Below are 13,915 nucleotides of genomic sequence, written 5' to 3' on the forward strand. Positions count from 1 at the left end.
GCCAGCGACCTCTTGACTTCGTACTGCGGGCCTTGAAAACAGGCCTGCAAAGCGACCGTCGCCAGCCTTGGTGCGACGTCACTGAGCGTGGCAGTCTGGCACCTTGATCCGTTTCGATTGCCTCCCTGCTGCCTGCCTGGCCGGGAGAGCTGTCATGAAAATTCGTTGTATTCATCTGTACCACACCCGTAATGTCCTGCCGGTCATGATGTTGGCCATTATCCCGTCCTGTGCAGAGGGAGCCTGCGCACTTGGGGCCTCGGCATCGCCCGGCGTTCAAGTCTGCGACAGTGGCATCAGCGGTTCATTTATCGGCCTTAGCGGCGATCACATTCTGATATTTCCAACAGGCGGAACAGGCACGGTCTCCGGCGATATCAGCTACGGGGCAGGAGTCGACAACGTTGATATGCAGTCAGGCCGTATTCTGGGCAACGTCACCCAAGGTGCCGGGGTCGACTCATTCACGTTGTCGGCGGGCGAGATCAGCGGCAGCCTGAACCAGGGCGACGATCCCGACAACTTTTTCATGAGCGGCGGTACGCTGAGCTCGCTGGCTCAGGGCGACGGGCGAGATACCTTCCTGATGAGCGGAGGCACCATCATTCGCGCGTTCGAGGACGGCGACGTCGCGGTGATGACCGGCGGCAGCATTGGCCGCGTCGACATGAAGCTGGACAACAATGTGTTCGAAATGTCCGGCGGCACAATCATCAACAACCTGGTAACCGGCTTTGGCAGGGATACGATCACCCTATCGGGCGGCTCCGTGGGCGGCAATGTCAGCGTCAGCGGTGGCGACGACCAGATCACCCTCAGCGGTGGCGATATACGCGGTGAAGTTCGCGCCAGCACCGGTAATGACAGTTTCAACTGGCTGAACAGCGGCTACGCCCGCAGCAGTGTGTTGATGGCCGAAGGCGATGATACGGCGCGACTGTACAAACTGAGCGAATATTACCTGAGCGCCAACCCGCTGCTCGACGGTGGCCCTGGCAACGACGTGCTGACCTTCGACAACACTGTATCGTCGCAGCCGGGTCGCTATGCCAACTGGGAGACGGTCAACGTGAGTAACGGCTCGCAGCTGAATCTGGCCGGTAAGCTGGTCCTTGGTGACGGCGTGAGTAACACCGGCGTTCTGAACATTGACTCCACCAGTACGCTGATCTCGAACTCGGGCAGCATTGCGCCCTTCCACGCCGCATCCCTCGCTTCATTAGAGAATGCCGGAACGCTGGACGTGAGCGATGCAGGCCGCGCGCTCACTGGCACATTGACGGTGAACGGCAATTACACCGGCCACAACGGGCGGCTGCTGTTGCTCTCGGCACTGGGCGATGATGCATCCGCCAGCGACCGACTGGTGGTGGCACAGGGTAGGATCAGTGGTTCTACGCGCATGATCGTCAGCAATGCGGGTGGGCTGGGTGCCCTGACCCTTGGCAACGGCATTGAAGTGGTACAAGCCGTCAACGGTGCAACCAGCGATAGCAGCGCCTTTTCGTTGCAAAATCCGCTGTCTGCAGGCGCTTATCAGTATTACCTGTTCAAGGGCGGCGCCACTGCCGGCTCTGAGAACAGCTGGTTCCTGCGCTCTGCGGTGATTGCGCCGCCAACGCCAGCGCCGCCCCCTGTCGAGCCCCTCCCCGAACCTGCACAGCCAACTCCCCAGCCAACACCCCAGCCGACACCTGAGCCGACTCCTGAACCTGCTCCCGAGCCGACACCAACACCGCAACCTGTGCCCGCCCCGCTCCCAAACCCTGAGCCTGCGCCGACCACCCCGGCCCCGGTCCTCCCGGCAGCCACACTGCCAGTGCCCGCGATCGGAACACCGCCACTGCCGGAACTCGTTCGCGGAGCCGCGCCCATCGCGTTGTACCGCCCCGAGGTCGCCAACTATTCAGTGGCAGCGCCAAGCGCTGCGGTCCTGGCGCTGAGTTCACTGGGCACCTTTCATGAGCGCCAGGGTGATCAGGCGCTACTGACTGAATACGGCATGGCGCCTGCCGGATGGGCACGTGTGTTTGGCAGCGACCTCAGGCAACGCTGGTCTGGAGACGTGAGCCCAGGCCTGGACGCTTCATTCAAGGGCTACCAGATCGGCCATGATCTGTATGCCTGGCACTTGGAAAACGGGCGGAGCCAGCGCGTCGGGCTGTTCGTCGCGCATAACCGTCTGGATGGCAAGGTGCAGGGTTTTGCTGAGGGTTTCAGAAACTACGAAACAGGGCACCTGAAACTGAGCGGGCAAAGCCTGGGGGCCTATTGGACGCTGACGACGCCCGGTGGCGGGTACGTTGACGCCGTAGCGATGGGCACTCGCCTGGACGGCCGCAGCCGCTCTGTCAGGGGCACAGGTGTCGACATTGAAGGCCATGTGATGAGCCTGTCTGCAGAGGCCGGGTATTCGCTGCCACTCTCACAGCGCTGGGTTGCAGAGCCTCAGCTACAGATCATCTACCAACGCATAGACCTTCAGGATCAGCATGACGGCATTGCCCATCTCGGATTCGACAGTCAGGCTTACACCACAGGGCGCATCGGCGTGCGTTTCAAGGGGCGCTATCAATTCAGTAGCGCACCGATAGAGCCTTATCTACGAGCCAACCTCTGGCACACCAAGGACGGCCATGACACGCTGACATTCGATCATGCAGAGCAGATAAGAACCGAGCATCGATCAACGACGGGCAGTATCGGCGCCAGGATGATAGCGACATTGAGCAGCAAGGCCAGTCTGCACTGGAGCGCTGATTACCTTGGTGATCTGGGCGAACAAGGAACGGAGGGAGTAAACACCAGCCTGGGTTTCAGGCTGGTGTGGTAATGCGACCGTCAGCGCGGGGATGCGCCCTGGTCAGTCTTTCTTCGGTTTGAGGATAAGCACGGCAAGCGGCGGCAGGTTCAGTTTCAGTGAAGCCTCCATCCCATGTGCTGGCTCGCCTTCGGTGTTCACTTCCCCACCATTGCCCATGTTGGAACCTGCGTAGGTTTGCGCGTCGCTATTCAGCAACTCAGTCCATGCCCCTGATACGGGCGCGCCTACACGGTAATCCAGGCGCGGCACTGGCGTCATGTTGGCCACCACCAGCAGCGGCTCGCCATCATTGCTCCAGCGCAGGTAGGCAAACACGCTGTTGGCCTGGTCGTCGCCGATCAGCCACTGGAAGCCGGCTGGATCGGCATCGCGCTGGTGCAGCGCCTTTTCCTGACGATAGAGGCGATTCAGATCGCCGACCAGATTCTTTACGCCAACGTGGTCGGCGTATTGCATCAAGTACCAGTCCAGTTGCTCGTCATGATTCCACTCGCGCCATTGGCCGAACTCACAGCCCATGAAAAGCAGTTTCTTGCCAGGGTGCGTCCACATGAATGAAAGGTAGGCGCGCAGGTTGGCGAATTTCTGCCAGCGGTCGCCAGGCATTTTGTCGATCAGCGAATGTTTACCGTGTACCACTTCATCGTGGGAAATAGGCAATACGAAACGCTCGGACCACGCATACACCAGGCTGAAAGTCAGGGTGCCGTGGTGGTGCCTGCGATGTAACGGATCCTTCATCATGTACTGCAGCGAATCATGCATCCAGCCCATGTTCCACTTGTAGTTGAAGCCCAGCCCACCCTGCTGGGTCGGCTCGCTGACACCCGGCCACGCGGTCGACTCTTCCGCAATCACCATGGTCCCTGGGGCTTCCAGCGCAACTACGTCGTTCAAATGACGCAGAAAGTCGATTGCCTCGAGGTTTTCGCGTCCGCCAAAGCGATTCGGCACCCATTCGCCCGCTTTACGCGAATAGTCGCGGTACAGCATTGACGCCACCGCATCCACGCGCAGACCGTCGATGTGGTAATGCTTGAGCCAGTGCAACGCCGAAGCCAGCATGAAGCCATGAACTTCGGTGCGCCCCAGGTTGTAGATCAGCGTGTCCCAGTCTTGATGGAAGCCTTCCTTGGGATCGGCGTACTCATACAGCGCGGTGCCGTCGAACTGCGCCAGCCCGTGGGTATCGGTCGGGAAATGCGCAGGCACCCAGTCAAGAATCACGCCGATTTCAGCCCGATGGCAGGCGTCGACGAACGCAGCGAAATCTTCTGGCGAACCGTAACGGGCGGTCGGTGCAAACTGGGCCAGTAACTGATAGCCCCATGAGCCCCCGAACGGGTGCTCCATGATCGGCATCAGCTCGATGTGGGTGAAGCCCAGTTCCTTGACGTAGGGAATCAGTCGGTCAGCCAGCTCGCGCCAGTTGTACTGTCGCCATTGACCGTCCTCGTGCTGCTCCATCTGCCACGAACCTGCGTGCAGTTCGTAGATCGACAGCGGTGCGGCAACGTCGTGACGCCCTGTTCGTGATTGCAGCCACTCCTGGTCGTTCCACTCGAACTTCAGCGGCGCAGAGATTTTTGACGCCGTATCGGGCGGCAGCGTGGTGGCCAGTGCCATCGGGTCGCTTTTAAGCGGCAGAATCCCGTGGGCACCGAGTATCTCGTACTTGTAGACCTCACCAGGCTGCAGACGCGGGACGAAAATCTCCCATACGCCGGTCGGGTGACGCAGGCGCATCGGGTGACGACGACCATCCCAGCTGTTGAAACTGCCGACCACCGACACTCGGCGGGCATTCGGCGCCCAGACCGCAAAACGAACCCCGTCCACGCCATTGACGTTGGTCACTTGCGCGCCAAGGCAACTGCTCAGGTCGCGGTGGTTACCTTCGGCGAATAGATAAAGGTCCATCTCGCCCAACAGCGGGCCAAAACTGTAAGGGTCCTCGGTGATTTGTTCACCGCCAGCCCATTGGACCTTCAGAAGGTAAGGCTGGGGTTGCTCGAGATGACCGACGAAAAACCCCGGCACCTCGCTCATTTCCATCTCGCCCAGCTCGCGGCCATCATCCTTGGCCAGCAGACGCACGCTCAACGCTGCGGGCAGATAGGCACGAACGTATTGCCCGCTGCCGCCATCACCGTGCGGCCCCAGGATCGAGAAAGGATCACGGTGTTCAGCGCGGATCAGCGCATCGAGGTCCACAGCAGCGGGAATCGCGCGGCGGGCTGTGCCGGTTTTGTGAGGCGCATTCATATTGGCTCTCCATCAGACGGTTGCAGCAACCCACGCAAGCCTTGCAAGGGTACGGCCAACCAGGCTGGACGATTCTCGGCTTCGTAGATCACTTCATAAGCAGCTTTTTCAAGGGTGAACAATTCCAGTGCGGCGCCCTCCCCTTTTGCATCTTTCCAGGCATGGGCCATTCCGGTTGTTGCCGAACGGTAGCCTTCGATAAAGGCTTCCCGCGCCTGCGCCAGGTAGGTCTCGGCGACACGTTTGCGAGCACCGGCGGCCTCAGGCGAGGTATCAACGCTTTGCGCGCTGCGTACCGCCATGGCGGCAGCGTAGTCAAACGAGCGTAAAACACCGCTGACATCCTTGAACGGGCTGTGCTTGGCACGGCGTTCTTCAAGTGCGCGGGCCGGTTCACCCTCGAAATCGATCAGATAGGCATCGCCCTTGACCACCAGCACCTGGCCGAGGTGCAAGTCACCATGCACGCGAATGCGCAGGCCACCTGCCGAGCGCTTGGCCAGACCTTCGACGCGCTGACGAATCTGCTTGCGCTGGGCCAGCAAATCGCTGACCAGTTGCTGATCGTCCTGCTCCAGATCGCCCTTGCGCTGCTCAAGCAGTTGCAAGGCGCGCTCAAGCTGAGCATTGACGCTGGTTCCGGAGGCCTTGCTGTCCTGACTGCTGGTGACTTCAACAGCAAAGTCTGCGTTGTCGGTAGGCGACGCCAGAATCTGGTGCATCTCACCGAGACGCTGGCCAAGGCTGCGCGAAAAGTCCGCAAGTTCCAGCAACGCATTGTAATGCTGTTCCTGACCGGACACGCCATGCGCCAACTCATCGCGTACTGCGCGTTCCAGATTGTTCTGCGTCCACTCCCAAGCGTCACCCTGATTGCTCAGGTAGCCTTGGGCAATCATCAGCAGATTAGGTTTTCCGTCTTTGCCGACACGCACCAGCGAACCCAGCAACGGCGAGATATTCTTGAAGCCGGCATTGGTCAGGAAAGCACCCATTTCCAGCTCCGGGTGCGTCCCGGCACTGACTTTACGAATCAGTTTGAGCACCAGGCTGCCACCGACGACCACCGAGCTGTTCGACTGCTCGGCAGACAGGTAGCGCACTTCCGACTCTGCGGTGAGGGCGAGCGGTGCCAGCTGCGAACTCTGCTCGAAACGCAACTCGCCGTCGGCACAGGGGATGACCGTATCCGACTGCATGCCCTGAATCACTGCACGAATGAAGGTTTCCAGAGTAAACGCATCGGTGATCAGCCCGACATCACGATTACGCCGCACTCTGGCAAGTGCCAGTTGCTGTGGCAATGCACTGCTGATGTCGTCTTCGGCGAGCAAGCCGAATGGCAGCTGATAGCGATCGGTCTGGCCATCTGCAGTCACTTCTATCTCGCTGAGCAACACCGGGTGCGCCTCATCGCCGAAACGCACTGCATACGCGATGTTGACCTGCTCTATGTCCTTGCCCTTGCCTGCGAACCAGCGGCGTTTTGGCAAATAAACAGCCAGTGAGGTTTTTTCCATGGTGCTGCGCAGCGGCTCTTCGAGCAACTCCTCAAGGCGCTTCTTGAGCACCAGGGTCGGGAAGTCCGGCATGCTCTGCGCGGGTTCAACGTGCCAACTGGGCATTTGATTCTCCGAAGCCAGTAAAAACCAGTAAAAACCATACGGCGGGAGCGTCAGCAAATAGCTTAACTGCCCGATAGGCGGAAATGCGCTGCCACCGAGCATTTCCACCGGCACTGTGCCTGCGTAAGCCGACAGCTCAAGCTCTGCAGCCTGAGCGGCGCTGGAAACGTTGGCAACACACAACACCACTTCACTGTGACCATCAGGTGCCGTGTACTCGCGGGTGTACGCAAGAATGCGGCGGTTCGACGGCGAGAGCATTTTCAGCGTGCCACGCCCGAATGCCTTCTGCTGTTTGCGCACCGCCAGCATGCGTCGATTCCAGTTCAGCAGCGAGTGCGGATCACGCTCCTGAATTTCGACGTTGACCGACTGGAAGCCGTACATCGGGTCCATGATCGGCGGCAATACCAGGCTGGCCGGGTCGGCACGCGAAAAGCCGCCGTTGCGGTCGATCGACCACTGCATCGGCGTACGCACACCATCCCGGTCACCCAGATAAATGTTATCGCCCATGCCGATCTCATCGCCGTAATACAACGTCGGCGTGCCGGGCATCGACAACAGCATACTGTTCAACAGTTCGACCCGGCGGCGATCCCGATCAACCAGTGGTGCCAGGCGTCGACGGATACCCAGGTTGATCCGCGCGCGGCGGTCAGCGGCATAGTAATTCCAGAGGTAATCACGCTCACGATCCGTCACCATTTCCAGGGTCAGTTCGTCGTGGTTACGGAGGAAAATCGCCCATTGGCAATTCTCCGGAATTTCCGGTGTCTGGCGCAGAATATCGGTGATCGGAAAACGGTCTTCCTGCGCCAGCGCCATGTACATGCGCGGCATCAGCGGAAAGTGAAACGCCATGTGACATTCGTCGCCATCCGGCCCCTTGCTGTCGCCGAAATACAGCTGGGTGTCTTCCGGCCACTGATTGGCCTCGGCCAGCAGCATGCGGTCCGGGTAGTTCGCATCGATCTCGGCGCGAATACGCTTGAGCACCTGATGGGTTTCCGGAAGGTTCTCGTTATTGGTGCCGTCGCGTTCGATCAGGTACGGGATAGCGTCCAGACGCAAGCCGTCGATGCCCAGATCAAGCCAGAAGCGCATGACTTCAAGCACTGCATCCAGTACCTGCGGGTTATCAAAGTTCAAATCCGGCTGGTGGGAGTAAAAACGGTGCCAGAAGTATTGACCGGCGACCGGGTCCCAAGTCCAGTTAGACGTTTCTGTGTCGAGAAAAATGATCCGCGTGCCGTCGTATTTCTGGTCGGTATCCGACCAGACATAGAAATCCCGTGCCTTGGAGCCGGGCTTGGCATGACGCGCTTTCTGAAACCACGGGTGCTGGTCGGACGTATGGTTGATAACCAGCTCACTGATCACCCGCAGGCCACGCTTGTGCGCCTGAGCGATGAAGCGCTTGGCATCGGCCATGGTGCCGTAATCGCTGTGCACATCGCGGTATTCGGAAATATCGTAACCATCGTCCCGGCGCGGCGACGGGTAGAACGGCAACAACCAGATGGTGTTGACCCCCAGCGCGGCAATGTAGTCGAGCTTTTCTATCAAGCCCGCGAAATCGCCGATCCCGTCGTTATTGGAATCGAAGAACGATTTCACATGAACCTGATAAATCACCGCATCCTTGTACCAGAGCGGGTCTTTGATGAATGTCGCGTCACCGGGCTTCTTGGCCATTACTGACTCCTTGGGAGTGTTATTGCGCAGCCTGGATACGCCAGATTCCAAACGGTTGTGATGGATCAAGACGCGTGTGCTGATACTTGCCGTACCAGGTCCAGCGGTGTCCAGTCATCAGGTCTTCACCCGACGTCGCCGCATCATCCGACAGGCCCATTTCCCACAGCGGCAGCTCGAAATCTGCTTCCTGTGCGTTGAAGGGGTCAAGGTTGACGGCAATCAGAATGAAGTTGCTACCATTCGCTGAACGCTTGCCGAAGTACAGAATGTTGTCATTCCACGCGTTATACAGTTTCAAGCCCAAGTGGGTTTGCAGCGCGGGGTTCTGCCTGCGAATGCGGTTAAGCTGGGCGATCTCGGCAATGATGTTGCCCGGTGCGGCATAGTCCCGAACGCGAATCTCGTACTTTTCCGAGTCCAGATACTCTTCCTTGCCGGGAATCGGTGCCGCTTCACACAACTCAAACCCCGAATACATGCCCCACAGCCCGGAGCCCATGGTGGCCAGCGCTGCACGGATCAGAAATCCAGGACGGCCGGACTCGTGCAGGAAGCGCGGGTTGATATCAGGTGTGTTGACGAAAAAGTTCGGGCGATAGCAGTCACGCCAAGGCACTTCGTTGAGCTGGGTGAAATACTCGGACAGCTCTGCCTTGGTGTTGCGCCAGGTGAAATACGTGTAACTCTGGCTGTAACCGACCTTGCCCAGCCGCGCCATCATGGCAGGCTTGGTGAACGCTTCGGCAAGGAACATGACCTCAGGGTGCTGATTGCGCACCTCGCCGATCATCCACTGCCAGAAAGGCAGCGGCTTGGTGTGCGGATTATCGACGCGGAAAATCTTCACGCCTTCATTCACCCAGCCCAGAACGATGTCACGCAATTCCAGCCACAGACCAGGAATGGCATCAGGCGCGTAGAAATCGACGTTAACGATGTCCTGATACTTCTTCGGCGGGTTTTCCGCATAACGGATCGTGCCGTCCGGACGCCATGAGAACCAGCCCGGATGCTGCTTGAGCCACGGATGGTCCTGCGAACATTGAATGGCGAAATCCAATGCGATTTCCAGCCCGTGATCGGCCGCAGCCTTCACCAGGTTACGGAAGTCTTCACGGCTGCCCAACTCCGGATGGATGGCTTCATGGCCGCCATCTTCGCTGCCGATTGCGTACGGGCTGCCCGGATCATCCGGCCCTGCGGTCAGAGAGTTGTTCGGCCCCTTGCGATGGGCACGGCCGATAGGATGAATAGGCGGGAAGTACAACACGTCGAAACCCATGTCGCGGATGATCGGCAGACGCGAATGGACATCGTTGAAGGTACCGTGGCGCGCCGGGTCGTCAGTGATCGAGCGAGGAAACAGCTCGTACCAGCTGGCAAACTGCGCCAGCTCACGCTCCACATCCAGCGGAAATTCAACGCTACGGCTCAAGAAGGCCTGATTATCGGCCAGCTTCATCAGGTTTGCGGTTTCGCTGTGCAACAGCAACGCGACCTTCTCGTCTTTATCGCCCTGCTCCAGCTGGCCTAGCAGGCCTTCAATCTGCTGGCGCTGCTCGTGCTGGCTGCGTTCAGCGGCATGCACCAGATGAATGCGCCCTTCTTCCAGTTCCAGGTCGACAGGCACGCCAGCGCCGAACTTCTTGTCCAGTTCATAACGATAGCTGCCGAACTGATCGATCCAGGCTTCAAGACGAAACACATAGCGGCTGACCGAAGTCGGGGTGAACTCACCGACCCAGCTGTCATTGCCCAGTTCGTGCATTGGCGCGCTGTGCCAAGTGTCTTCATCGGCAGCACGCCAGCGGATATTGACCGCCATCTTGTCGTGCCCGTCGGCGTAGACCTTGCTGGTAACGGTGACCGGTTGCCCGATGATCGCCTTGGCCGCAAACAGGCCACCGTCGATCACTGGCAACGTGTCTTCGATCACGATGCGGGGCAATTGCAGCGCCTGGGTCAGTGACAAGGGTTGGGTTGGGTGCGGTACATCAGTGGCCAGGGAATCCGGACCGTATGGCTGTTCACTCATCGAGCATCACTCCTCACGCCCCAGGGACGCTCCTGTGCATTCCATGCAATGGAAAAATTGACGGTATGGCAGCGGAAAATCGCAACATGCAGAAGACTCGTCGAATTCAGCTGCCTAGGTTCCGAGCGGTCAACGAAGGTAAAGTTCAAAGGTTTTGAGGTTGTCAGGCGGGCGCATTAAACATGAGCCAAACGCAGGGCAGAAGAATCGGGCAAGGGTTATCCAGTTCAAATCAATTGAATCATCAATCAGGCCGGGGGGTCGTAAAAAGGGTCAACAAGGAGGCTGCAACCATGACTCTACCCAATCCAGTAGAAGTACCTGATCCAAACATCGACGACCCTGTTCTGCCCGAGCCCGTACCCGAACAGGAGCCACCGCCCTCAACGCCGCCACCCAATCAAACGCCGATAGTCGATCCGCCCGCCAATGCGCCACCTGTAACGGTGTGACGAATCAGTAAGCGGTGTCTGAAGGCGGTTGCCGGATCATGCACGCCTTCAGCGCCCGCCCGCCAGATCGATGAACGTTCCAGTGGCATACGACGCGTTGTCCGACAGCAACCAGAGAATGGCCTCGGCCACTTCCTCCGCCGTACCGCCACGGCCCATTGGCAGTGCGCCCTCGAGTTTGCTGACGCGGAACGGATCGCCGCTCAGGGCGTGAAAGTCGGTGAAGATGAACCCTGGCCGCACCGCGTTGACGCGAATATTCTCCCCGGCCACTTCCCTGGAAAGACCGATGGTGAACGTGTCCAGCGCGCCTTTCGAAGCTGCGTAGTCCACATATTCGCCTGCCGAGCCCAGACGGGCCGCGAGCGAGGATACGTTGACGATGCTGCCACCGTGCCCGCCGTGACTCGGCAGCATGCGTAACAAGGCATGTTTGCTGCACAGCATCGGCCCGACGACGTTGGTCATCATCATTTTGAGCATGCGGAATTCGGACATGTCTTCGACTCTTGAAGCCTGAGCGAGCGTGCCTGCATTGTTGACCAGATGAGTAACGCGACCGAGTTCCGAATCGACCCTGGCGAACAGGCGCATGATCTCGTCTTCGTTGCTGACATCGGCCTGCAAGGTGATCGCCTGAGCACCCAGAGCCCTGACCTGCACTGCCGTCTTTTCGGCTGCGGCATGATCAGACAGATAATTGATACAGATCCGATAGCCTTGTACAGCGGCCAGACGCGCAGTGGCTGCGCCGATTCCGCGCGAGCCACCGGTAATAACGAGGACTTTTTCCATGATTTTTCTCAGAAGCCAGCATCAAGGCGCAGCTAACACCCGCAGGTTAGCCAAACGGTTCTGATCGTGCCAGCCTTTGCCGTCCAGCGCCATCCATGCGCTTCAGAAAGCCGGTTGCCCAACATCGGGCACGTCAACTGCCGCTTTCGCTTCGGCGGCACGGATTTCGTCGAGAAATTGCTCGGCCGGCAAAGGATAACCGAGCAGAAAGCCTTGCAGGGAGTGGCATCCCAAGTGAGTCAGGAAGCGCTTCTGAACCGCGGTTTCCACGCCTTCGGCGACAATCCGCAGGTTCAACGCCTGCCCCACCGCAACGATGGCCGACACGATGGCGGCATCGTCGGTGTCATGCTCCAGGTCACGCACGAAACCTCGATCAATCTTGATTTCATTGGCGGGCAGGCGCTTCAGGTACATCAGGCTGGAGTAACCGGTGCCAAAATCGTCAATCGATAGATCCACACCCATTTCCGACAGCCTCTGCAATACCGCCAGGCTGGCATCGGCATCATGCATGGCCGTAGTCTCGGTGATTTCCAGGGTAAGGCAGTTGGCCGGGAGCTGATGCCTGGCCAGCGTATCCGCCACCGCAGTGACCAGCCCCGCATGGCAGAACTGCAGCGCTGACAGGTTTACCGCAATGCGCCAGTGCGCGTAGCCCTGGGTGTACCACTCACGCATCTGTCGGCAAGCCTCGTCCAGTACCCACTCGCCGATCTGAACGATCAGGCCGGTTTTCTCTGCCATGGCGATGAACTGGTCGGGGCCCATTACGCCTTGTTCCGGATGGTTCCAGCGCAATAGCGCTTCTGCGCCAAGGGGCAGTCCGGTCAAGGCGTCGAACTTGGGCTGGTAATAGATACAGAACTGCCTGTGTTTGATCGCCTTGCGCAAGTCCTGAGACATCTGCAACTGATTGCGTGCGTTGCTGTTCATCGATGCATCGAAAAAGCTGTAGCCGTTCTTGCCGGCCGCTTTGGTGTGATACATGGCGGCATCGGCGTTGATCAGAAGTTCGTGCTGGGTATTGCCATTGCCGGGGTACATGCAGATGCCGATACTCAGCGAAATCTGCAATTGATGCTCGCCGATGGTAAACGGATTGCCTATTTCATTGACCTGGCGTGTTGCGACAGCCAACGCATCCTGCGGGTCATGCAGCTCGACTAGCAGCACGAATTCATCCCCCCCGATCCTTGCCAGGGTGTCGTGCCGGTGCAGGTTGTGACGAAGACGCAGAGCGACCTGCCGCAACAGCAAGTCCCCGGTATGGTGGCCGAACGCATCATTCACCGGTTTGAAACCATCAAGGTCCATGAACATCAACGCAAAGCAACCGCCGCTCTCGCTGACTTTCTTCATCGCCTGCTCGATGCGATCCGTCAACAACACACGGTTCGGCAGCCCGGTGAGGTTGTCATGCAGAGCCAGGTGAGTAAGCTCCTGATTGGCTTCAGTCAGGGAATTGGCCAGGACAGCGGTACGTGTCTCGAGGTGGGAGTCGAGAATACAACTGAGCAGCGCGATCCCCAGTATCGAAAGACTGGCGACCAGAACAATTCGGTCCAGTCCATTGCTGCTCAACCCCTCGGGCAACGCACCACAAAAGCTGCCATCGGCAAAGGTGGCCGCCGCCATCCCGGTGTAATGCATACCGATAATGGCCGTACCCAGCAGAATTGCCGCTACCGCGCGCATCAGGTATACCCTGGGCCGTTGCTGGCGAAGACGAAACGCTATCCATAACGCCGCCGCAGAGGCAGCAATGCTGATAGCCAGGGAAAGCGCGAACAACCAGGGCGTGTATTCGATGCCGGGTTGCATGCGCATTGCCGCCATGCCGGTGTAATGCATGGCGCTGATGCCAAGCCCCAGCAACAATCCACCCAGGCCAATCTGTGCGGCGGATAACAGCGGCCGGGCGGCCAGCCACAGCGCGAAACCGGAAGACAGTATTGCAATCAGCAAGGACAACAGCGCCAGCGGCACATCATAGCCAACGTCGATAGGCAGGACGAATGCCAGCATACCGATGAAGTGCGTCGACCAACTGCCAACGCCCATTGCGAATGCGCCGCCCGCAATCCATACATAAACGGCGCGGCCCCTGGCCGAAATAATACGGCCAACCAGATCGAGAGCAGTGTACGCAGCAACAATTGCGACGAGAACGGAGACCACGACGAGCGACGGGGTATAGCTGCCAATCAACATAAAC

At 58.9% G+C, this 13,915-nt stretch carries 7 protein-coding genes; 2 read left to right on the forward strand and 5 right to left on the reverse strand.

The features are described 5' to 3' along the window. The first annotated feature begins 154 nt into the window (after positions 1–154). Positions 155–2,833 (forward strand): autotransporter outer membrane beta-barrel domain-containing protein, encoded by a 2,679-nt coding sequence (locus tag RYC17_RS22570; RefSeq protein WP_316904525.1) that lies wholly within the window; start codon positions 155–157, stop codon positions 2,831–2,833. A gap of 30 nt (positions 2,834–2,863) precedes the next feature. On the opposite strand, the gene glgB is transcribed toward RYC17_RS22570, so the two are convergent. The 3 genes from glgB to RYC17_RS22585 are packed head-to-tail and all read right to left on the reverse strand — an operon-like array spanning position 2,864 to position 10,450. Further along, on the reverse strand, positions 2,864–5,089 hold the full coding sequence (gene glgB, locus RYC17_RS22575) for a 1,4-alpha-glucan branching protein GlgB (RefSeq protein WP_316904527.1): 2,226 nt from the start codon (positions 5,087–5,089) through the stop codon (positions 2,864–2,866). Continuing rightward, a complete protein-coding gene (treS, locus tag RYC17_RS22580) occupies positions 5,086–8,412 on the reverse strand; it encodes a maltose alpha-D-glucosyltransferase (RefSeq protein WP_316904530.1) in 3,327 nt (1,108 codons plus the stop codon). Before treS ends, glgB begins: the two co-directional genes overlap by 4 nt. Positions 8,413–8,431: 19 nt before the next feature. Continuing rightward, positions 8,432–10,450, reverse strand: a complete 2,019-nt coding sequence (locus RYC17_RS22585) for an alpha-1,4-glucan--maltose-1-phosphate maltosyltransferase (protein WP_316904531.1) — start codon at positions 10,448–10,450, stop codon at positions 8,432–8,434. Between the two features lie 293 nt (positions 10,451–10,743). Here RYC17_RS22585 and RYC17_RS22590 point away from each other — a divergent pair, with 293 nt between their 5' ends. Then, positions 10,744–10,902, forward strand: a complete 159-nt coding sequence (locus RYC17_RS22590; RefSeq protein ID WP_080396312.1) for a hypothetical protein — start codon at positions 10,744–10,746, stop codon at positions 10,900–10,902. A 48-nt stretch (positions 10,903–10,950) separates the two neighbouring features. Here RYC17_RS22590 and RYC17_RS22595 read toward each other — a convergent pair whose 3' ends face one another. Together RYC17_RS22595 and RYC17_RS22600 are read right to left on the reverse strand one after the other, a co-directional pair. Further along, on the reverse strand, positions 10,951–11,697 hold the full coding sequence (locus tag RYC17_RS22595; RefSeq protein WP_057401370.1) for an SDR family oxidoreductase: 747 nt from the start codon (positions 11,695–11,697) through the stop codon (positions 10,951–10,953). Positions 11,698–11,799: 102 nt separating this feature from the next. After that, positions 11,800–13,911, reverse strand: a complete 2,112-nt coding sequence (locus RYC17_RS22600; RefSeq protein ID WP_316904533.1) for a putative bifunctional diguanylate cyclase/phosphodiesterase — start codon at positions 13,909–13,911, stop codon at positions 11,800–11,802. Between the last annotated feature and the right edge of the window lie 4 nt (positions 13,912–13,915).

This window comes from Pseudomonas syringae group sp. J248-6 (genome assembly GCF_032586995.1).
GTDB lineage: Bacteria > Pseudomonadota > Gammaproteobacteria > Pseudomonadales > Pseudomonadaceae > Aquipseudomonas > Aquipseudomonas amygdali.

What these genes read in the sequence shown, in the direction of transcription:
- RYC17_RS22585 (WP_316904531.1), bottom strand. Translation starts at nt 10,450, where the DNA reads ATGAGTGAACAGCCATACGGTCCGGATTCCCTGGCCACTGATGTACCG.
- RYC17_RS22600 (WP_316904533.1), bottom strand. Translation starts at nt 13,911, where the DNA reads ATGTTGATTGGCAGCTATACCCCGTCGCTCGTCGTGGTCTCCGTTCTC.
- RYC17_RS22590 (WP_080396312.1), top strand. Translation starts at nt 10,744, where the DNA reads ATGACTCTACCCAATCCAGTAGAAGTACCTGATCCAAACATCGACGAC.
- RYC17_RS22595 (WP_057401370.1), bottom strand. Translation starts at nt 11,697, where the DNA reads ATGGAAAAAGTCCTCGTTATTACCGGTGGCTCGCGCGGAATCGGCGCA.
- RYC17_RS22570 (WP_316904525.1), top strand. Translation starts at nt 155, where the DNA reads ATGAAAATTCGTTGTATTCATCTGTACCACACCCGTAATGTCCTGCCG.
- glgB (WP_316904527.1), bottom strand. Translation starts at nt 5,089, where the DNA reads ATGAATGCGCCTCACAAAACCGGCACAGCCCGCCGCGCGATTCCCGCT.
- treS (WP_316904530.1), bottom strand. Translation starts at nt 8,412, where the DNA reads ATGGCCAAGAAGCCCGGTGACGCGACATTCATCAAAGACCCGCTCTGG.